General features: G+C 63.8%; 20 protein-coding genes, 1 tRNA gene and 2 pseudogenes. 16 read left to right on the forward strand and 7 right to left on the reverse strand.

Translation table 11 applies throughout. The annotated features are described in order from the left end of the window. Window positions 1-74: 74 nt before the first annotated feature. Both ABIB45_RS01755 and aceE read right to left on the reverse strand, forming a co-directional pair. Entirely contained in the window at window positions 75-1,319 is a 1,245-nt protein-coding gene (locus ABIB45_RS01755; RefSeq protein ID WP_354214199.1) for a PucR family transcriptional regulator, read from the reverse strand. A gap of 207 nt (window positions 1,320-1,526) precedes the next feature. Then, window positions 1,527-4,325: a pyruvate dehydrogenase (acetyl-transferring), homodimeric type gene (aceE, locus tag ABIB45_RS01760; protein WP_354214200.1), complete on the reverse strand. Its 2,799-nt coding sequence runs from the start codon at window positions 4,323-4,325 to the stop codon at window positions 1,527-1,529. 396 nt (window positions 4,326-4,721) lie between these two features. Here aceE and ABIB45_RS01765 point away from each other — a divergent pair, with 396 nt between their 5' ends. The 7 genes and pseudogenes from ABIB45_RS01765 to ABIB45_RS22510 form a co-directional block, all read left to right on the forward strand. Next, the gene (locus tag ABIB45_RS01765) at window positions 4,722-5,141 is read left to right on the forward strand and encodes a DUF3052 domain-containing protein (RefSeq protein WP_354214201.1); all 420 of its coding nucleotides are present in this window, start codon (window positions 4,722-4,724) and stop codon (window positions 5,139-5,141) included. Then, window positions 5,138-5,632 (forward strand): peroxiredoxin, encoded by a 495-nt coding sequence (locus ABIB45_RS01770; protein ID WP_354214202.1) that lies wholly within the window; start codon window positions 5,138-5,140, stop codon window positions 5,630-5,632. The genes ABIB45_RS01765 and ABIB45_RS01770 overlap by 4 nt, the downstream gene beginning before the upstream one ends. Before the next feature lie 5 nt (window positions 5,633-5,637). Then, window positions 5,638-6,573, forward strand: coding sequence for an NAD-dependent protein deacetylase (locus ABIB45_RS01775; RefSeq protein ID WP_354214203.1), 936 nt, complete (start codon window positions 5,638-5,640; stop codon window positions 6,571-6,573). Window positions 6,574-6,683: 110 nt separating this feature from the next. Then, a tRNA-Val gene (locus ABIB45_RS01780) sits at window positions 6,684-6,756 on the forward strand. Between the two features lie 133 nt (window positions 6,757-6,889). Next, complete coding sequence (locus tag ABIB45_RS01785; RefSeq protein ID WP_354214418.1) at window positions 6,890-7,180, forward strand: hypothetical protein; 291 nt, start codon at window positions 6,890-6,892, stop codon at window positions 7,178-7,180. A gap of 254 nt (window positions 7,181-7,434) precedes the next feature. Beyond that, complete coding sequence (locus ABIB45_RS01790) at window positions 7,435-8,232, forward strand: IclR family transcriptional regulator (RefSeq protein WP_354214204.1); 798 nt, start codon at window positions 7,435-7,437, stop codon at window positions 8,230-8,232. 217 nt (window positions 8,233-8,449) lie between these two features. Continuing rightward, window positions 8,450-9,229 (forward strand): annotated as a pseudogene (locus tag ABIB45_RS22510) (MFS transporter); the annotation flags it as partial. A 118-nt stretch (window positions 9,230-9,347) separates the two neighbouring features. Here ABIB45_RS22510 and ABIB45_RS01810 read toward each other — a convergent pair. Further along, window positions 9,348-10,412 carry a D-2-hydroxyacid dehydrogenase gene (locus ABIB45_RS01810; protein WP_354214208.1) on the reverse strand — a complete coding sequence of 355 codons (1,065 nt, stop codon included), beginning with the start codon at window positions 10,410-10,412 and terminating at the stop codon, window positions 9,348-9,350. Window positions 10,413-10,534: 122 nt separating this feature from the next. Here ABIB45_RS01810 and ABIB45_RS22515 point away from each other — a divergent pair. The 5 genes and pseudogenes from ABIB45_RS22515 to ABIB45_RS22530 form a co-directional block, all read left to right on the forward strand. Continuing rightward, window positions 10,535-10,750 (forward strand): annotated as a pseudogene (locus tag ABIB45_RS22515) (NAD(P)-binding domain-containing protein); the annotation flags it as partial. Window positions 10,751-10,848: 98 nt separating this feature from the next. Beyond that, window positions 10,849-10,965, forward strand: coding sequence for an NAD(P)-binding domain-containing protein (locus tag ABIB45_RS22520; protein ID WP_502909101.1), 117 nt, complete (start codon window positions 10,849-10,851; stop codon window positions 10,963-10,965). Window positions 10,966-10,982: 17 nt separating this feature from the next. Further along, window positions 10,983-11,429, forward strand: a complete 447-nt coding sequence (locus ABIB45_RS22525; protein ID WP_502914511.1) for an NAD-binding protein — start codon at window positions 10,983-10,985, stop codon at window positions 11,427-11,429. Next, window positions 11,426-12,196 (forward strand): SDR family oxidoreductase, encoded by a 771-nt coding sequence (locus ABIB45_RS01820; RefSeq protein ID WP_354214209.1) that lies wholly within the window; start codon window positions 11,426-11,428, stop codon window positions 12,194-12,196. Before ABIB45_RS22525 ends, ABIB45_RS01820 begins: the two co-directional genes overlap by 4 nt. After that, window positions 12,196-12,654, forward strand: coding sequence for a hypothetical protein (locus ABIB45_RS22530; protein ID WP_502914512.1), 459 nt, complete (start codon window positions 12,196-12,198; stop codon window positions 12,652-12,654). Before ABIB45_RS01820 ends, ABIB45_RS22530 begins: the two co-directional genes overlap by 1 nt. Here the strand turns inward: ABIB45_RS22530 and ABIB45_RS01830 are convergent. After that, a complete protein-coding gene (locus ABIB45_RS01830) occupies window positions 12,544-13,272 on the reverse strand; it encodes a FadR/GntR family transcriptional regulator (RefSeq protein WP_354214210.1) in 729 nt (242 codons plus the stop codon). The genes ABIB45_RS22530 and ABIB45_RS01830 overlap by 111 nt on opposite strands. 170 nt (window positions 13,273-13,442) lie before the next feature. On the opposite strand from ABIB45_RS01830, the gene gnd reads away from it, so the two are divergent. Further along, entirely contained in the window at window positions 13,443-14,879 is a 1,437-nt protein-coding gene (gnd, locus tag ABIB45_RS01835) for an NADP-dependent phosphogluconate dehydrogenase (RefSeq protein WP_354214211.1), read from the forward strand. A gap of 112 nt (window positions 14,880-14,991) precedes the next feature. After that, window positions 14,992-15,825, forward strand: coding sequence for an oxidoreductase (locus tag ABIB45_RS01840; RefSeq protein WP_354214212.1), 834 nt, complete (start codon window positions 14,992-14,994; stop codon window positions 15,823-15,825). A gap of 13 nt (window positions 15,826-15,838) precedes the next feature. Here ABIB45_RS01840 and epsC read toward each other — a convergent pair whose 3' ends face one another. The 3 genes from epsC to msrA all read right to left on the reverse strand — a co-directional run bounded on the left by epsC (window position 15,839) and on the right by msrA (window position 17,988). Continuing rightward, window positions 15,839-16,423: a serine O-acetyltransferase EpsC gene (gene epsC, locus ABIB45_RS01845; RefSeq protein WP_354214213.1), complete on the reverse strand. Its 585-nt coding sequence runs from the start codon at window positions 16,421-16,423 to the stop codon at window positions 15,839-15,841. Between the two features lie 39 nt (window positions 16,424-16,462). After that, window positions 16,463-17,398 carry a cysteine synthase A gene (gene cysK / locus ABIB45_RS01850; protein ID WP_354214214.1) on the reverse strand — a complete coding sequence of 312 codons (936 nt, stop codon included), beginning with the start codon at window positions 17,396-17,398 and terminating at the stop codon, window positions 16,463-16,465. A gap of 65 nt (window positions 17,399-17,463) precedes the next feature. Continuing rightward, complete coding sequence (gene msrA / locus ABIB45_RS01855) at window positions 17,464-17,988, reverse strand: peptide-methionine (S)-S-oxide reductase MsrA (RefSeq protein ID WP_354214215.1); 525 nt, start codon at window positions 17,986-17,988, stop codon at window positions 17,464-17,466. 99 nt (window positions 17,989-18,087) lie between these two features. On the opposite strand from msrA, the gene ABIB45_RS01860 reads away from it, so the two are divergent. Further along, a complete protein-coding gene (locus ABIB45_RS01860) occupies window positions 18,088-19,005 on the forward strand; it encodes a Nif3-like dinuclear metal center hexameric protein (protein ID WP_354214216.1) in 918 nt (305 codons plus the stop codon). A 123-nt stretch (window positions 19,006-19,128) separates the two neighbouring features. After that, on the forward strand, window positions 19,129-19,884 hold the full coding sequence (locus tag ABIB45_RS01865) for a zinc ribbon domain-containing protein (protein ID WP_354214217.1): 756 nt from the start codon (window positions 19,129-19,131) through the stop codon (window positions 19,882-19,884). Window positions 19,885-19,903: the final 19 nt, after the last annotated feature.

Raw genomic sequence — 19,903 nt, forward strand, 5'->3', positions numbered from 1 at the left:
AAATTACTGTGTCATCCAGCGGTGTTTGTCTGCACCAAGCTCAAGCGGTCAGATTGTAGGAAGTCTACAACGGATCAGACCTGATTCCGCGCCGGATGACGTTCTGTGGGCGCTTTTGGCGGCGTTGAAAGCCGCCCGACCACAAGGGCTGCCTGCAGCACAAACGCCTCGCGGGGAAGGAGCGGATCCCAGCCTGTGACGTCGCAGACGCGCTTGAGCCGGTACCTCACGGTGTTGGCGTGGACGAACAGCTCCCGCGCCGTCGCCTCGAGGGAATGGCCCAACTCAAGGTAGGTGCCCAACGTCTCCACCAGCCCGTTTGAGGCGGCGACCAATGGCCGGTAGATGTTCTTGACCAGTGAACGCCGGGCCGCTTCGTCGCCGGAAATGACGCGTTCCGGCAGGAGGTCGTCGGCGGCCACAGGCCGGGGCGCGGAAGGCCAGGCCCGCGCGGCGGTGAGGCCGGCGAAAGCAGACTGGGCGGACCCGCTGGCCTCCAGCAGGGAGCCCGCTTCCGCGCCGTAAACCACCGGCCCCGGGGCGAACATCTCGCTCAGCTTCTGGTAGGCCGTCTCACGGTCGTGGACACCGCCCAGGATCAGGATCAGCCGGTCGCCCTGGATGCCCACCAGGGCGTCCTCTGCGTAGCGGCCAGCCAGGCGGCGGAGCTCGCTGACGTAGCTGGCGCTTGGTTCCGAGGGCGAATTTCCCACCATGACAGTGAACCGCTCCTGGGCTTTCCAGCCCAGCGCGGCGATCCTGGACCGCAGCGCATCAGTGTTTTCCCCGCGCAGGATGGCATCCACGATCAGGGCTTCCAGCCTGGTGTCCCAGGATCCGCGGGACTCGGCAGCCCTGGCATAGACGTCCGCAGCGGCAAACGCGACCTCCCGCGAGTACCGCAGCACAGCTTCGCGGAGTGCGGGCTGGTCCGCTTCGGGAGCGATGACCGGTACCTGGTCCTCCACCACCTCCACCACGATCCGGATGAGCTGGAGGGCCTTCTGCAGGCTGATGGATCTGGTCAGTTCCGTGGGGGCAGTGCCGAAGACGTCGGAGAGGATCCACGACGGCGAGCTGGGCCGTTCGTACCAGGCGACAAACGCTGCGATGCCGTTCTGCGCCACCATGCCAAGGGCCGAGCGCTCATCTGAGCTGAGCCGGGAATACCAGGGGAGTGACTTTTCCAGCTGGCGAAGGGTGGTGGTGGAGAGCTGGCCGACACTCGCCCGGAGTTTTTTCAGGGTTTCGGATTTCTCCGGCGTGGTGCTGCGCGAGGTTGGCTTGCGCTTCGCAGTCGGGGTGGTGGGCTCAGGCATCTTCTGAGCATACGGTGCCCGCCGCTCAAGCTCCATTTGTGCAAAGGCTACAACGGCAGTGGTAGCTGCGTCACAGCCTGCGCGTCGCGCGGGGAGCCAACCGACGACGACGGCGGCCCGCACCTTGTGGTGCGGACCGCCGTTGTGGTGACTTCGCATTGCGAGTTTTTGTCCAGATAAGGGGCCGATCAAGGCCTGTCGGTGGTGTTATCTGGACAAAAACTCAATCGGAGTGGATAAGGACTCGCCGCCTGCGTTGCCGGTGGAACCGGCGTTGACGTTGTGCAGGCGGTACTTCTCGATTGCCTGGGCCGGGGCCTGGGCATCAACCTCACCGCGGCGCGACAGCATTTCCAGGGAACGGACCACGATGGAGTGGATGTCGTTCTTGAAGAAGCGGCGTGCGGCGGCACGGGTGTCGGAGAAGCCGAAGCCGTCTGCTCCAAGCGTGGCGAACTCGTTCGGCACGAACTGGCGGATCTGGTCCGGGACGGCCTTCATGTAGTCCGAGACGGCAACTACAGGGCCGGTGGCGCCCGCGAGTTGCTGGGCCACGAACGGGACACGCGCGGGCTGGCCCGGGTTCAGGAACGCTTCTTCCTCGGCGGCCATGCCGTCGCGGCGCAGTTCGTTCCAGGACGTGACGGACCAGACATCGGCGGAGACGCCCCAGTCCTCGGCGAGGATCCGCTGGGCTTCTATGGCCCAGGGAACCGAGACGCCGGAGGCCAGGATCTGGGTCCGGGGACCGTCGATCTTTGCCGGAGCCAGAAGGTAGATGCCCTTCAGGACCCCTTCGACGTCGAGTTCCTCAGGTTCCGCTGGCTGGGTGATGGGCTCGTTGTAAACCGTGATGTAGTACATCAGGTTCCGGTCAGCCGAATTCGGGCCGTACATGCGTTCGATGCCGTCCCGCATGATGTGGCCCATTTCGTACCCGTAGGCGGGGTCATAGGTGACCACTGCCGGGTTCGTGGAGGCCAGCAGCGGGGAGTGGCCGTCGGCGTGCTGGAGGCCTTCGCCGGTAAGGGTGGTCCGGCCTGCGGTGGCGCCGATGATGAACCCGCGGGCCATCTGGTCACCGGCTGCCCAGAAGGCGTCGCCGGTGCGCTGGAACCCGAACATGGAGTAGAACACGTAGACCGGGATCAGGGGTACCCCGTGGGTGGCGTACGCGGTTCCGGCGGCGGTGAACGCTGCCACGGCGCCGGCTTCATTGATGCCGGGGTGGATCAGCTGGCCTTGGGCCGATTCCTTGTAGGCCAGCACGAGGTCCCGGTCCACGGACAGGTAGTTCTGGCCCTTGGGGTTGTAGATCTTGGCCGTGGGGAAGAATGCGTCCATACCGAACGTGCGGGCTTCATCGGGGATGATCGGCGCGATGTGCTTGCCGAAGTTCTTGTCCCGCATGAGGTCCTTGAGGAGCCGGACAAAAGCCATGGTGGTAGCTGCCTGCTGCTTGCCGGAACCGCGCTTGGCGACCTCGTACGTTTTAGCGTCGGGCAGGGCGATGTCCTGGTGCTTGGAGCGGCGCTCCGGCACAGCACCGCCCAGCTCGGCCCGGCGGTCCATCATGTACTTGATCTCCGGCGCATCGGTGCCCGGGTGGTAGTACGGCGGCTGGTACAGATCCTTCTCCAGCTCCTCGTCGGTGACCGGAATCCGCAGGTGGTCGCGGAACTTTTTCAGGTCATCGAGGGTGAGCTTCTTCATCTGGTGGGTCGCGTTGCGGCCCTCGAAGTGCGGCCCCAGTCCGTAGCCCTTGACCGTCTTGGCCAGGATCACGGTGGGTTTGCCCTTGAATTCGGTGGCTGCCTTGTAGGCGGCATAGACCTTGCGGTAATCGTGGCCGCCGCGCTTGAGGTTCCAGATGTCATCATCGGAGAGGTCCGCGACCATGTCCTTGGTCTGCGGGGTCTTGCCGAAGAAGTGATCGCGGACGAACCCGCCGGACTCTGCCTTGTAGGTCTGGTAGTCGCCGTCCGGGGTTTCGTTCATGATCTTGACGAGTGAGCCGTCGGTGTCCTTGGTGAGCAGGTCATCCCACTCACGGCCCCAAACGACCTTGATGACGTTCCAGCCCGCGCCGCGGAAGAACGCTTCGAGTTCCTGCATGATCTTGCCGTTGCCGCGTACCGGCCCGTCCAGGCGCTGGAGGTTGCAGTTGATCACAAAGTTCAGGTTGTCCAGGTTCTCGTTCGCGGCGAGCTGGAGCAGGCCGCGGGACTCGGGCTCGTCCATTTCGCCGTCGCCCAGGTACGCCCAGACCTGTTGGTCGGAAGTGTCCTTCAGGCCGCGGTTGTGCAGGTACCGGTTGGACTGGGCCTGGTAGATCGCGTTCATCGGGCCGATGCCCATGGACACGGTGGGGAATTCCCAGAACTGGGGCATCAGCCGGGGGTGCGGGTAGGAGGAGAGCGCGTGGCCTTCCTTGGACTTTTCCTGCCGGAAACCGTCCAGGTCTTCCTCGGTGAGCCGGCCTTCCATAAACGCCCGGGCATACATGCCGGGGGAGGCGTGGCCCTGGAAGAAGACCTGGTCGCCGCCGCCGGGGTGGTCCTTGCCGCGGAAGAAGTGGTTAAAGCCCACCTCGTACAGGGTCGCTGCTCCGGCGTAGGTGGAGATGTGTCCGCCGACGCCGATGTTGGGCCGCTGGGACCGGTGCACCATGATGGCCGCGTTCCAGCGCATGTACGCGCGGTAGCGGCGCTCGTATTCCTCGTTGCCGGGGAATTGCGCTTCCTGGTCCACGGGAATGGTGTTCACGTAATCCGTGGTGGTCACCATCGGCACGCCAACGCTCTGCGCGCCGGCACGCTGCAGCAGGCTCCGCATGATGTATTGGGCACGCTCGGTGCCCTGTTCCCTGATCAGCGCGTCCAGGGACTCAACCCATTCGGCGGTCTCTTCCGGATCACGATCAGGCAGCTGGTTAGTCAACCCGCTGAGGATATGGGAGGTATCTTCTCCTGCAGCCACGTCCAACCTCTCTTTGCGCGCATGCATCGGCGCCCCCACGCCGGGCAGGGTGACTGTCCGGGATGGATGCGACGTGTGCGACGTATCGGTTACAACACCCGGTCATGTGCGCCGGGCAGGGTCCTATCACGCCTATGTCTGCTGTCAGTTACAGGTGGTCGCCCCGCAGGCATAGTCGTCACCAGTCACTCTAGCTGTGACTCCAGCGCGTTGCGTAGCCGCGTCCGTGGCACCACGGTTGCATTTCGTTGGCATACTGGTTGTGTGACGAAAGCCGCTGCAATGCAGGCTGACCAAGCCCGATGTGACGCAGAATATGGCGGATCGCGGGGTGGACAGCTTGAAGCTCAGGCACAAAGGGTGTTGGCTGGGAGTAATGGAAATCACTATGCGCACTGCATGTATTAGGCATTGGAGGAACACGTGAGCGAGGCCGACGCCGCCACTTCGGTAAATGTGGCGGAAAAATTGGGTTTCAAAAACGGGGATCTGATTCAGGAGTTCGGTTACGACGATGATGTCGACTTCGACTTACGTGATGACGTTGAGGACCTGACAGGGTCCGAACTCCTGGATGAAGACGACCATGACGTTGTAGACGCCGTCATTTTTTGGTGGCGCGACGGCGACGGTGACCTTGTGGACACCCTTATGGATTCGCTGACCACCCTCAGTGAGGGCGGGGTGGTCTGGGTGCTGACTCCCAAGTCCGGCCGGCAGGGATACGTATCTCCGGCGGAAATCCAGGAAGCTGCCCCTACAGCAGGACTTCACCTCACCACCTCAGCGGGTGTGTCCAAGGACTGGAGCGCCACCCGGTTGGTCAGTAAGAAGAACAAGTGACGGCAGCGCTGTCCGTAGCCCCCCGGGCCGTCCTTGCGGTGGGGGAGACCGCCCCGGATTTCGAGCTGGTGAACCAGTTCGGTGAGCCCGTAAAACTATCCTCTTTCCGGGGGCAAAACGTTGTCCTGGTTTTTTACCCGTTCGCGTTTTCGGGCATCTGCACCGGTGAACTGTGTGAAATCCGGGACAACTTGGCGGTGTTCGAAGATGCCAGAGCCACGGTTTTGGCGGTGTCCGTCGACAGCAAGTTCAGTCTGCGGGCCTACGCTGAACAGGAAGCGTACGGGTTCGACCTGCTCGCCGACTTCTGGCCGCACGGAGCAGCGGCAAGCACGTACGGTGTCTTCGACCAGGAGAGCGGCATGGCCAGGCGCGGGACGTTTATTATCGATGCCGCCGGAACCATCCGCTATGTTGTGGTGAATCCGCGTGGCCAGGCCCGCGATCTTTCTGAATACCGCGAGGTTCTGGCAGGACTGGAACAGGCCTGAGGCTGGTGGACCAGCAGCGGCGGGGCGTTGGCATAGGCCTGACAGGCTTCGCCAGCCTGCCGGCCGCGAACCCGGTCAACCCGGCCGCGCTGCCGGCGGAAGATCTGGAAGGCCTTGAAAAGGTGCTGGCGCTGCTGACCGGCAAGCGGCTGGCACTGCTGACCGGCGCTGGGCTGAGCACGGATTCGGGTATTCCGGATTACCGCGGCCCGGACGCTGTGCCGCGTTCTCCGATGACCTACCAGGAATTTGTTCGTGAACCGGCCAACCGCCAGCGCTATTGGGCGCGGAACCATATTGGCTGGTCTCATTTGCGGCATGCAGATCCCAACCATGGGCACCGTGCCGTGGCTGAAATGGAACGGCGCGGGCTCCTCACCGGCCTCATCACGCAGAATGTGGACAGGCTGCATGAAGACGCCGGCAGCATCAATGTCATTGACCTCCATGGGCGTTTTGACCAGGTGGTTTGCCTTGACTGCAGGCGGACGTATAGCCGGCGCCTGCTGGCAGGGGTGCTGTCCGAGCTGAATCCTGGATTCCTGGAGCGTGCCACCGCATCCGGTCTGGTGGAAATGGCCCCCGACGCCGATGCAACCGTTGATGATGCGGCGCTCATTTCCAGCTTTGTTGTTGCGGCTTGCCCCGCCTGCGGTGGGACGCTCAAACCTGACTTCGTTTACTTCGGCGAGAACGTACCCAAAGTGCGGGTGGGAGCCGCCTACGCCATGGTGGACGGCGCCGGGGCACTCCTGGTTGCCGGATCCTCACTGACGGTGATGAGCGGCCTGCGGTTCGTCCGGCATGCGGCAAGGGCTGATAAGCCGGTGGTGATCATCAACCGTGGGGAGACCCGGGGCGACCCCCATGCCACCCTCAAGCTCCACACTGGCGTAAGCGAGTCGCTGACGTGGCTCGCAGCCGAACTTCCTGATCTCTGAACTACTGGGTCCAGCCGCCACGGCTATCTGTGGATTGGCTTTTGTTCCCGCACATCAGGTAGAGTTTATGTTCGTTGGTCGAAGCACTGAAGTGCGGAAACCTTTCGTTTGGGTCTTTAGCTCAGCTGGTAGAGCGCCACGTTTACACCGTGGATGTCATCGGTTCGATCCCGGTAGGACCCACCGCCAGACCCCGTTTGTTTCGTGCCCATAAGGCACGGAACAAGCGGGGTTTTTTGTTGTCCACGTTGAGTGCCGTGAACCCAGGAGATGCTCCGGCGACTGATTGTCGGTGCCTCGCCCTAGTGTTCCCGCCATGGAGTATGTGGTGGTTAAGGCGTCCCCCGAGGGCATCCCGACGGCGGTAGTCAGCAACGGACGGGAATGGGCCGTAGGTGCCGAGACGGTGAGGTGGTTTGAACGGGTGAGCTGGTGGGAGGATCGCCGCCGGATGCCCAAGGGCCTTGGCCGGGTGGACGTTGAAGTCCTGCAGGTGCAGGTGAGGTTGGGGCGCAACATGCAGTCCGCGCTGACCACGATGGTGTTGGAACGGGACGGCCTGGGCGGCGGCTGGCGGCTGCGGGAAACGGCGGCCGATGTAGCCTGAGGTTTAGGTCCAACATTCCGGGCATTGGAAAACCCTCCACCGCGACTATTGGGGGATGCCGCGGTGGAGGGTCTTCCACGAATATACAGTGCATATCCGGAAACAAACAAATACCAGGCGTTCCATGTCGTGCTGTGAGTCCGGCCGTGGTTCTTGACGATGCTGACCAAGTCCGGAGCCATTATGATGGTTACTGTTCAGTGGAATGGACGCCTGCACGTGAAGCGCCCTGGCGTGCCGATTGAAGGAGAATCATGGCCGATTCCCGATCACCCCGTGCCTCCGATGGCCTGGGGAGCGCATCGCCCGCACCGGCGGTCACCCGTGCCGCTGCTGTCATGGACGCCCTGGCGGCTTCCGCCAGCGGCCGGTTGACGCTGAGTGACCTGGCCCGCGAGCTGGGAATCCCCAAGTCATCGACGTCCAACCTGTTGTTCGCCCTGGAAGAAGCGCGGCTGATCAGCCGCCAAGGAGCCGAATTCACCCTGGGCCGCAAACTGGTGGAACTCGGTGCCGCCTACCTGAGCCGGCTCGATGAGGTGCAGGAGTTTTACCGCTTCTGCGGACAGGCGCCCACCCTCTCGGGAGAGACGGTCCGCATTGCCATGCTCGACGGCACCAACGTCATCTACCTTGCCCGCTACGAAGGTCACCCCGCGGTCCGCCTGACCTCGAACATCGGCGATAAGATGCCGGTCTCGCTGTGCGCCGTGGGCAAGGCACTCATCGCGCGCCTCCATGACCACGACCTCGAGGGGATGTTTCCCGATTCGGCTGAACTTCCGGTGCTGACTCCCAAATCGCTGCGTACCGGCGCCGAACTGAAGGCCCAGTTGCGCACCATCCGCGACCAGGGCTACGCGTTCGAGGATGAGGAATCCACCACGGGCGTGGTGTGCCTTGCCGTGTCCGTGCCCACCCGCGGTGCCCACGGGCCGAGCCTGGGGTTGTCAGTCACGGCACTGAAGGCGACCTATTCCGAAGAGCAGGGGTCCCTGATGGTGAAGGAGCTGAACGAACTGGCACGGTCCCTGGGCAATCCCATGGGTTAGGTTCCGCAAAATGCCTCCTTCCGGTCCGCGCCGGTAGGGAACGGGAAGCAACAATTTCGGAATTGGCCCCGCGGGACGTTCAGTGTGCTGTACTAAGTTCAGTATAGTGATCCGCACAACAGGTATCGTCGCTAACAATCCAGGCCAACGGGGGCTTGGAGTGTTATGTGCAGTTCTTCTGACAACTCGTACTAAATCACCGCAGGCTGACGCGGACGGCGGCGTCGTGTTCGCCTGCATCGGCGACCGGTTTGGCCGGAAGATGGTCCTGATCCTGACCATCGGCCTGATGGACATGGCAAGCTTCGCCATCGGACTCCTGCCCACGGTTGAACAGGCGGGAATATTTGGGACCGTTCTCCTTGTGGCCCTCCGCATCCTCCACGGCCTGGGCGCAGGTGCCGAGCATGCAGGCGCCAACACACTGATTTCCGAGGTGGCCCCGCGCCGCCGTCGTGGTTTCTTTGCTTCCCTGCCGTTCGTTGGCATTCAACTGGGCACACTCCGGGGGCAGGCACCTTTTCCCTGATGGCGCTGGCTGACACGGCGAGCATCATCCTGATTGTGACCGCCGTGTTCATTCGGCTCAAGCTCAAGGAAACGCCGGTCTTCAGGAACTGGAAAAGCACAAAGCCGTGGTCAAAAAAGCCGGTGGGCCAGACCTAGGAGCACTCGAAGAAGACGTGCTCGTCGGCATCGGCCTGCGCATGGGCGAAAACGGCAACTCGTACATCTACTCGGCGCTGCTGGTGTCCTTCATCAGCATGCCCGCCGGTGCGCCCTGCTGCCCGAGCTCTTCGGCGCCCAGCACCGCTTCACCGGCGTGGCACTGAGCCGCGAACCCTCAGCCGGCCTCGCCGGCGGCTTCGCCCCAATGATCGGCGTAGCCCTCCTGGCTGCCACCGGCCACCCGTGACTGGTTCCCGCGATCTACTCATTAATCCTGGCGCTGATTTCCTTCGGCACAACGTTCTTCACGCCGGAGACGAACGGCCGCTCCGGCAGAGTGCCGCAGCCAGGTCAGCCACGGCGAAGAGCCCCTGCTGGATTCCTGAAGCCAGGAGTCCAGCAGGGGCTCTTCCGTGAGTACCGGCGAAGTATCGGCGAAGCGCGGGTCAGTAGAAGTGAACCGGGTCCACGAGGTGCGGGAGGTCCCCGCCGTCGAGGAAGGCGCGGAGGTTGCTGCAGAAACGCTCTGCGATCAGTCGGTTTTCTGCCGCGCTGAGCGCCGAGGTGTGCGGTGACACCAGGACCTTGGGGTGATCCCACAGCGGGCTGTCCGCAGGGAGCGGTTCCACGGCGAAGACGTCGAGGCAGGCGTAGGAAACCTGGCCGTTGTTGAGGGCCTCCAGGAGGGCGTCTTCGTCCACCACGGTGCCGCGGCCGACGTTCACGAACACCGTGCCAGGCTTCATCGCAGCGAAGACGTCGCGGTTGAACAGCTTCTCCGTGAACGGCGTGCCCGGCAGGGTGTTCACCACGGCATCGGCGGTGGCCAGGAGCCCGTCGAGGCCGTCGTTGTCCGCCACCTCGTCGATTCCCTCGATGGGTTCCACAGTGCGCTTGGTACCGCTGACCTTCATACCAAGAGCCCGTGCGATCCGGGCAGTCTCTAGGCCGATTTCACCCAGGCCGGTGACCACCAGCGTGGAACCGCTGACCAGCCGGGCGGGGGTCCGGAGCTCGGGCCAAACCTTCGCGGCCTGGTCCTGGACAAGTTCGCCGCTGCGCTTGAATCCGTTGAGGATGCCCAGCGCGGCGAATTCGGCCAAAGGCAGGGCATGAACGCCGGCCGACGTGGTTACCTTGAATTTCCGCAGGGCCTCCAGGTCCAGCCCGGACGCCTTGACGGCTCCGCCGGCACCGGCGGCCATGGCGTGGACCCATTGGAGCCGCGGATTCTCGCGCGCGATGCGCGCCAGGCCTGCCGGGCTCTCATTGGGCAGGCCGTACAGAACCTCTGCCTTGTTGAGCATGTCCCAGTACTGCTCTTCCTGCTCCGAAGTCCGCTTGAAGTCCGGGTCCCCGGAGTGGTCAGCGGGAAAACGCTCGGGCGGAAGGAGGTCCGGCTCGTGAAGAACGGTCACGGTGGGGTCTACTGCGCGGATGCGGTCCACGAGCTCCGCTTCGAGCGGGACGGCGATCGCCACGGTGGTTTGAGTCGTCATAATGTTCATCATACTGAATAGCGGCTAGGGTATTGGACAGATTTCCCCACGTTAACCAACAACCAGTTGAGTCGAGGCTTTTTGATGGAAGACAAACGAGCGGGCTTTGTTGGCCTGGGACGGACGGGTTTGCGATGGCGGAGAATCTGCTCCGCGCCGGCTGGGACATTACTGCCTGGAACCGTTCCCCGCTTCCCCTGCAGCAGCTGGTGGCGAAGGGCGGCCGACCGGAGCAGGACGTGTCCGCCCTACGGGATCTCCTGGTGATCGCCTTTATGTTGCCGGACCTGTCCTTCATCGAGGAGGCATCGGAAGGGCTGCTGTCAAGCTGGGCCGAAACGCCGCCGCTTGCTGGCACCGCGGTGGTGGTCATGAGCTCTGTTTCACCCGCCAGGGTCCAGGACTTAGGCCGTGGGTGCAGGAGGCGAGTGCCTGCCAGGCCGTCGTGGTGGACGCACCGGTCAGCGGCGGAACCCAGGGGGCAACCGAGGGAACGCTGGCCATCATGGCCGGGGCGGTACGCCCGAAGGCTTCCAGCGGCTCCAGCCCTTCTTTGCGGCCATAGGAACAAAGGCCCGGCACATGGGCCCATTCGGCTCCGGGCCGCTGGCCAAGGCCTGCAACCAACTCATCGTGGGAACCACGACGGCGGCGCTCGCCGCGGCAGCTGAACTCGCCGAACGTTCCGGCATGGATCCGGCGGCGCTGTTTTATGTGCTGTCCGGCGGGCTTGCCGGCAGCCGTGTTCTGGAAATCGTGGGACCCCGTCTGGTCCGGAAGGACTACACGCCAACGGGGCCGGCTAAATTCATGCACAAGGATCTTTCCTTTGTGCTCGAGGCAGCCCGGGCGGCCGGCGCTGCCGTACCGATGGCGACTGCCGGCGTCGAACTTTACGCGGAACTGAAGCGGCTAGGCCTGCGTGACGCTGACCCGGCCGTAGTCCGGAAGGCGATTTCACATCTGAGCGACAACACCGATGAGGCGGACACTGCGGATTCGGCAACGAGAGGAACGGCTGCAACGTGAGTGCGCTTTTTGATTTAACAGGGCGGGTGGCCTTGGTGACGGGGTCGAGCCGGGGGATCGGCAATGCGCTTGCCAGGGCGCTGGCTGACGCCGGCGCGACTGTGGTGTTGAACGGGGTCAACGCGGAGCGGTTGAAGGCGGCGGAGGCGGCGATGGCTGCTGATTTCGCGCCGGGCCGGATCCACTGCATCGCGTTTGATGTCACGAAGGACACCGAGGCCGCACGGGGCATTGCGTGGGTGGAGGAGCATGTGGGTCCGCTGCGGATCCTGGTGAACAACGCCGGGATCCAGCACCGGGTTCCGATGCTGGAGTTGGACGTGGCGGACTGGGAGCGCGTGATCGCCACAGACCTGACCAGCGCGTTCCTGGTGGGCCGGGAAGCTGCACGGCACATGATCCCGCGGGGCCGGGGCAAGATCATCAACATCTGCTCGGTGCAAACGGACCTGGCCCGTCCCACGATCGCACCGTACATTGCGGCCAAGGGCGGGCTGCGGAACCTGACCCGTGCCATGACGGCCGAGTGGGCAGCCTCGGGTTTGCAGATCAACGGGATCGCCCCGGGCTACATCCATACCGAGATGACCCAGAACCTGGTCGATGATGATCAGTTCAATTCCTGGATCCTGGGCCGGACGCCGGCGCACCGGTGGGGGACCGTGCAGGACCTGGCCGGCCCGGCGGTCTGGCTGGCTTCGGACGGCTCGGACTTCGTGAACGGGCAGACAATCTTTATCGACGGCGGAATGACGGTGGTGGTCTGATGAGCGCTCTTCTGAGGGGGACTTCAGCGGTGACGGAGGAAACGGGAGCAACCGAAGGGACTGGCTTGCCGGTCTCGGGTCCGGCGGTCGTCGCGTACACGGCGGGGGACTTGCGGGTCCAGGACGTGCCGCTGGCAACGCCGGGACCGGATGAGGCGGTGGTCGAATTGCACTACGACGTCATCACCGCACTGGCGGACGGCACCCTGCACCTCGAACCCGTCACCACCCGCGAATACCCGCTCAGCCAGGGACTCGAGGCTTTCGCCACTGCCCGGAAATCCGCTGAATCAGGCAAAGTCCTGCTCAACTTCAAGCCGGTGCAGGGCCTGTGCGGACGTTCCCGTTCAGTTTCGGCGTACCGGAATAAACACCCGGGGCTGATCGGTCCACGTTTCGGCGAGCCGGGACGTGGTGCGGCGCATGATCTGTTCGGAGGCTTCCCGGGCTGCCGCTGAGTCGCCGGCAGCAACCGCCTCGGCGAGGTCCACGTGCCACTGCAGGGCGCCCTCGTGGGGGTGGTTCGGCATGAGTCCGTGGACCGTGCGCCCTGTCAGGGTCTCGGCCACCTGGCCCATCAGGTTGGCAAACATTTCGTTACCGGAGCCGGAGAGCAGCACGGAGTGAAAGGCGATGTCCAGCTCCAGGAACTTCTTCCCATCACCCTCGCGGCCGGCGTCGCGCATGGCATGGGCGATGTCTAGAAGTTCACCGCGCAACTCCGCCGGTGCATTCATCGCTGCCAGCTCTGCGGCTGCGGGCTCGACGGCGGAACGCAGCTCGATCAGTGACCGCAGCTGGGCGCCGCGGCCATCGCTGGAGAGCCGCCAGCGGATGACCTGCGGGTCGTACGGGTTCCAGCTGCTGGGTGGCAGGACGCGAATGCCCACGCGCTTGATGGTTTCCACCAGGCCCAAGGATTGGAGGACCCGCACGGCTTCGCGCACCACAGAACGGGAGACCTTCAGCTCTTCCTCCAGCTGCTCAGCAAGCATCACGTGTCCGGCAGGGAGGTCGCCCGTGATAATTCGGGTGCCAACATTCTCGATGGCACGGTGGTGCAGGCTGGTCGACATGGTGTCAAGCCTAGACGGGGATTGAGCCGCGTCGTTCCACACAGTGGGCGGACTTCCCCTGAGCTCATCGAATATATATGCTTTATTCGGATCCATCGGTTCGTGAAGATGCCTCGCGGCGAACGCCGAGCCACTCGCACATCTACTGCACACAATGAATTGGAGTTTTGATGTCTGCACACATCGGTGTCACCGGCCTTGCGGTGATGGGAGCCAACCTGGCCCGCAACCTTGCCCGCAACGGCTTCACGGTTGCCCTGCACAACAGGTCGTTGGAAAAGACCGACGCACTGCTCGCAAAGCACGGTACGGACGGCGACTTCATCCGCACTGAGACGCTGCAGGAACTGGTCGACTCCCTGGAAAAGCCCCGCCGCGTCCTGATCATGGTCAAAGCCGGCAAACCGGTGGACTCCGTCATCGAGCAGCTCGAACCTCTGCTGGAAGCCGGCGACATCATCATCGACGCAGGCAACTCGCACTACGAGGACACCCGCCGCCGCGAAGCCGCACTGGCCAAGAAGGACCTGCACTTCGTGGGCGTCGGCGTTTCCGGTGGCGAAGAGGGCGCACTGAACGGCCCCTCCATCATGCCGGGCGGTTCCAAGGAATCCTACAAGGCCCTCGGCCCCCTGCTTGAGAAGATCTCCGCCAAGGTGGACGGCGAGCCTTGCTGCGCCTGGATCGGCACCGACGGCGCCGGCCACTTCGTCAAGATGGTCCACAACGGCATCGAGTACGCCGACATGCAGGTCATCGGCGAAGCCTTCGATCTTCTCCGGTCGGGTGCCGGCATCGAGCCCGCCGAGCAGGCCAAGATCTTCACCGAGTGGAACGAAGGAGACCTGTCCTCGTTCCTGATCGAAATCTCAGCCGAAGTCCTGGGCCACGTTGACGCGAAGACCGGCAAGCCGTTCGTGGACGTCGTTGTTGACGCCGCGGGCCAGAAGGGCACGGGCCGCTGGACGGTCATCTCCGCCCTTGAACTCGGTTCACCGGTTTCCGGCATCGCCGAATCCGTTTTCGCCCGTGCGCTCTCTTCCCAGGCGGAGCAGCGCAAGCTTGGCCAGGAACTGCTGGCCGGCGGCGAAGCTGCCGTGGAAATCCCCGACACCTTTGTTGAGGACGTCCGCCAGGCGCTGTACGCCTCCAAGCTCGTCTCCTACGCGCAGGGTCTGGACATGCTGACGTCCTCAGCCAAGGAATACGGCTGGGACCTCAAGCTGGACGAGATCGCTTCCCTGTGGCGGGCCGGCTGCATCATCCGTGCCGAGCTGCTCCAGGACATCACCAAGGCCTACGCCGCTGAGGAGAAGCCGGCAAACCTGCTCTTCGCGCCGGCCTTCACCCAGGCCATTGCCGATGTGCTGCCGGCTTGGCGCCGTGTGGTGGCCACTGCCGTCCAGCTCGGCATCCCGGTACCGGTGTTCTCCTCCTCGCTGGCGTACTACGACGGCCTGCGCCGCAAGCGCGTGGCTGCCGCCCTGATCCAGGGCCAGCGCGACCTCTTCGGCGCGCACACCTACGGCCGCGTCGACTCCGAGGGCACCTTCCACACCCTGTGGGGCGAAGACAAGTCCGAAATCGAAGCGGTAGACACGCACTAACCCACCGCTCACTGCATCACGCTGCGGCCGGCACTTCCGAGGATATTCTGGGAGCTGCCGGCCGTTGGCATTTCCCGGCAACAGCGGTGTCCGTCCAGCCAAGGAGTCCAAGGTGCCCAAGCCAGTTGCATTCGTTACGGGAGCGTCCACCGGCATCGGCTTCGAGGCGGCCAAAAGACTCAGTGGCCACGGATTCCTCGTGTATGCGGGAGCACGCCGGACGGACAGGATGGAGCCGCTGGCGGCGCTCGGTATCCAGGTTCTGGCGCTCGACGTGACTGACGATGATTCGATGCGCGCCGCCGTCGGACGCGTCCTGGAGGAACGCGGGCGCATAGACGTTCTGGTGAACAACGCCGGCTATGGATCCTATGGTGCCCTGGAGGAGGTGGACCTGGCCGAAGGCCGCCGTCAGTTCGATGTGAATGTCTTTGGGCTGGCCAGAATGACGCAGTTGGTTTTGCCAGCCATGCGGCAGGCGGGCCAGGGCAGGATCATCAACATCTCGTCCATCGGCGGAAAGTTCTACGAGCCCCTCGGTGCCTGGTACCACGCCACGAAGTTCGCCGTCGAGGGTCTCAGCGATGCGCTCCGGCTGGAACTCAAGCCGCACGGGGTGACTGTCTCCATCATTGAACCCGCAAGCACTCAAAGCGATTGGGGCAGGATCTCCGTCGAGGGGCTGCTGGCCAGCAGTGGCACGGGCCCGTACGCTGCCCAGGCCCGCCACATGGCGGAGGTCCTGGCTTCCACGGACAGACCGGCAACATCAACGCCCCCGGCAGTGATTGCGTCCGCCATCCTGCACGCAGCGACGGCGGCACGGCCCAGGACCCGCTATCCGGTGGGCAAGGGAGCGGCAGCCATTCTGGGCCTCCGCCGGGTCCTGCCGGACCGGCTTTATGACGCGGTAGTGATGGCAGTGCTGAAGCGGGTTGCGAAGTAAATTTTTTGAGGCGTCAGATCCGGTATTCGATGTCGTACTCGGCCGGATCAACCGCAGGCTTGGTTTCGCGCTGCGCATCCCGGTGGCGCCACTTGGCGGGCACCCCGGTGACGATCGATTCCGGCGGTGCATCCTTCACCACAACAGCGTTGGCGCCCACGGCGCTATCCCGGCCGATGATGATGGGCCCCAGAATCTTGGCGCCGGCGCCAATGGTCACCCGGTCCTCAATAGTAGGGTGACGCTTGACCTTGGCCAGCGACCGGCCGCCCAACGTGACACCGTGGTAGATCATCACGTCCTCGCCGATTTCGGCGGTCTCGCCGATGACCACGCCCATGCCGTGGTCGATGAAAAAGCGGCGTCCGATCGTGGCACCGGGATGAATCTCGATGCCGGTCAGGAAGCGGCCCAGTTGCGACACGAGGCGCGCCGGGAAACGCAGCCCCGGGGTTTGCCACAGGCGGTGTGTTAACCGGTGAATCCAGATGGCATGCAGCCCTGAATAGGCGAAAAAGTTCTCAAAAGAACCTCGAGCCGCCGGGTCGTGGGACCGGGCGGCGTCGAGGTCTTCCTTCAGTCTTGCGAAAAAGCCCACAAAGTTCTTTCTACAGGAAACGAGGCGACGACGGCTGGATCAGCCGCGGATGTCGTCATAGAGCACGGTGGAGATGTAACGCTCACCGAAATCACAGACAATAGCGACGATCAGCTTGCCGGCGTTCTCCGGGCGCTTGGCCAGTTCCAGGGCACCCCAGACGATGGCGCCCGACGAGATGCCGCCGAGGATGCCTTCCTTGACGCCCAGTTCACGGGCTACGCGTACGGAATCCTCCAGGGTGGCGTCCAGGACTTCATCGTAGACGTTGGTGTCCAGCAGTTCCGGGATGAAGTTGGCGCCCAGGCCCTGGATCTTGTGCGGGCCCGGGGCGCCGCCGTTGAGGATGGCGGAATCCTTCGGTTCCACGGCCACGATCTGGACGTCCGGCTTGCGCTCCTTCAGGACCTGCCCGACGCCGGTGATGGTTCCGCCCGTGCCGACGCCGGAAACAAAGATGTCTACCTTGCCATCGGTGTCGGACCAGATTTCCTCGGCCGTGGTCTCGCGGTGGATCTGCGGGTTTGCTTCATTGGCGAACTGCTGGGCCCAAATGGCGTTCTCGGTGTTGGCCACAATTTCCTGGGCCTTCTCCACTGCGCCGCGCATGCCCTCGGAACCGGGGGTCAGCACAATGTCGGCGCCAAACGCACGGAGCATCACACGACGCTCGGTGGACATTGTTTCGGGCATGGTCAGGATGACCTTGTAACCGCGGGCAGCGCCCACCATGGCCAGGGCGATGCCGGTGTTGCCGGACGTACCCTCAACGATGGTGCCGCCGGGCTTGAGGGCACCGGACTTCTCAGCGGCATCCACGATGGCCACGCCGATGCGGTCCTTGACGCTGTTGGCCGGGTTGTAGAACTCGAGCTTGACGGCCACGGTGGCGTCCAGCCCTTCGCTCAGCCGGTTCAGTCGGACCAGCGGGGTGCCGCCGACCAGCTGCGTTACATCGTCATAGATCCTTGCCATGTACATACGCCTATCTGGAGAAGTGTGAATACTGAGGTCAGCCTAACGAGGGCCTGCGGCCGCTGCTAAGCCTTAAGCCATGCAGAGTAATATTTCCGGGCCTTCGCCAGCTTGGGGTTGATGATCACCTGGCAGTAGCCCTGCTCGGGGTACTTGGCGAAGTAATCCTGGTGGATGTCCTCGGCCACGTGGAACCGTGGCAGCCGGCTGACCTCCGTGACGATCGGGTGCGACCACAGCGCCTGGTTCCGATCGATGGCCTCTTCAAAGAGAATCTTCTCTTCGGTGGTTTCGTAGAACATGGATGATCGGTACTGCGTGCCGACGTCGTAGCCCTGGCGGTTGAGCGTGGTGGGGTCGTGCAGCGCGAAGAACATGTCCAGGATGACTTCGGACGGGATATCTGCCTCATCAAAAGTCACGGCCACCACCTCGGCGTGACCGGTGGTTCCGCTGCAGACATCGTAGTAGTCAGGTTGCGGATGGTGGCCGCCGGTGTAGCCGGAAACAACTGACGTAACGCCCTTGGTTTTTTGGTAGACGGCGTCCAGGCACCAGAAGCAGCCTCCGCCCAGAACAAAAGTTTTCATGACCTCTTCAATGGTTGAGAGCCCCGGATGATTCCCTGACCACCCTACGAGACTGCGGCACATGCCGGCCAAACGGCGTGATGGGGTAAAACTGAGTCTATGGAATCTGCAGACACCGGCGTTACAGATGCGGACAGTGGCGGCACCGGATCCGGGGCCGATGCCCCGGGGGAGGGCTCGCCTGCACCCACGTTAGGGCAGGTGCTGCTGGCGGTCGAGGAACTCTGGCCCGAGTCCCTGGCCGAAAACTGGGACGAAGTGGGCCTCGTGGCAGGCCATCCCGCAGCGCCGGTCACCCGCGTTATGTTCGCTGTGGATCCCACACTTGCGGTGATCGAAGAAGCAGTGGAATGGGGTGCCGAGCTGCTGATTACCCACCATCCGTTGCTGCTCAAAGGTGTCACGTCAGTGGCTGCCACTACTGCCAAGGGGCAGGCCATCCACCGGCTCATCGAGTCGGGAACGGCGTTACTGACCGTCCACACCAATGGGGATTCCGCCGTCGGGGGTGTTTCTGACGTCCTGGCTGACGCGCTGGGACTGGAAGATGTCGCCCCGCTGACCGTTGCCGCGAACGGCCTGCCCGAAGAAGGCATAGGCCGCGTGGGGGATCTGGCGGACGTCATGAGCCTGGGCGATTTCGCCGCCCGGGTTTTCGGCATCATGCCAGCCGTGGCCGGGGGAGTCCGGGTGTCCGGCGACAAGGATGGCCTGGTGCGGCGCATTGCAGTGTGTGGGGGTGCGGGAGACTCACTGTTCGACGAGGTGCGGGCAAGTAACGCCGACGTCTATGTCACCGCCGACCTCCGGCACCATCCCGCGTCCGAAGCCCGCGAGGCGGCAGTAAACGGCCGGCCATACCTCATTGACGTTTCGCACTTCGCCAGCGAATGGCTCTGGCTGCCGGCCGCAGCATCGGCGCTCGGCAACGTGCTCGCTGATCAGGGCCACGACGTGGAGATTCAGGTGAGCAACACCAACAGCGACCCCTGGGACTTCATTCTGACTCCCGGCTAAGCCTGGCGTGCGAGGGGCCCCGGGCGAGCGTAGCGAGGCAGGGGAGCTGGCTAGGCGCTAGAGTCTAGGGAGCGCCGATCGGGTGCCCGGTTCCGGCCGGCAGGAAACAAGCGGAGGTAGCAGTTGGCTAAGGCAGCACCGGCGGAACAGTTGAAGTTGCTCGAACTGCAGGGGCTGGACGCGAAGCTCAAGTCCCTCTCGAACCGCCGCCGTACCCTTAGTACCGATCCGCGGATCACCGACCTTGAAGCCGCGCTTTCCGTCGCCAACGGTGAACTGGGCGGCGCCAAAGTGGCCGTCCACGACGCCGAAGCCGACCTCAAGCGGGCCGAGGCCGACGTCGAGCAGGTTGCTAACCGGATCGAGCGCGACGAAGCCCGGCTCAACAGCGGAACCGGACTGTCCAAGGACCTCGTGGCGCTGCAGAAGGATATTGCCTCGCTCAACAAACGCCGCTCCGACCTCGAGGACGTGGAGCTGGAAGTGATGGACCGGCTCGACTCCCTTCGTGCCCGGCAGGCCGCCCAGCAGCAGATTGTTGATGACATCCAGGGCTCGTTCAGCGGCATCCGTGCCGAACTCGACGAAGCCCTGGCCAAGGTTGAGGCCGAAGCGACGGTTGTCCGTGGCCAGCGCGATGAATTCGCGGCCGGACTCGACGCCGGGATGCTGGCAGTTTACGAAAAGACCCTCGCCAAGCGCGGTGTGGGCGCAGCCCGGCTGTTCCACGGCACGTCCGAGGCGTCCGGAATGAAACTGAGCCCCGGCGACCTCGCTGAGATCAAGGCCGCCGCCGAGGACGAGATCGTGTTCTGCCCGGACTCCGGCGCCATCCTGGTGCGCTCCGCCGAATGGAACACGCCCTCCCCAAATAACTAGCGCCCGGCGTCACTGGCGT

The organism is Arthrobacter sp. UYCo732, assembly GCF_040547265.1.
Lineage (GTDB): Bacteria > Actinomycetota > Actinomycetes > Actinomycetales > Micrococcaceae > Arthrobacter.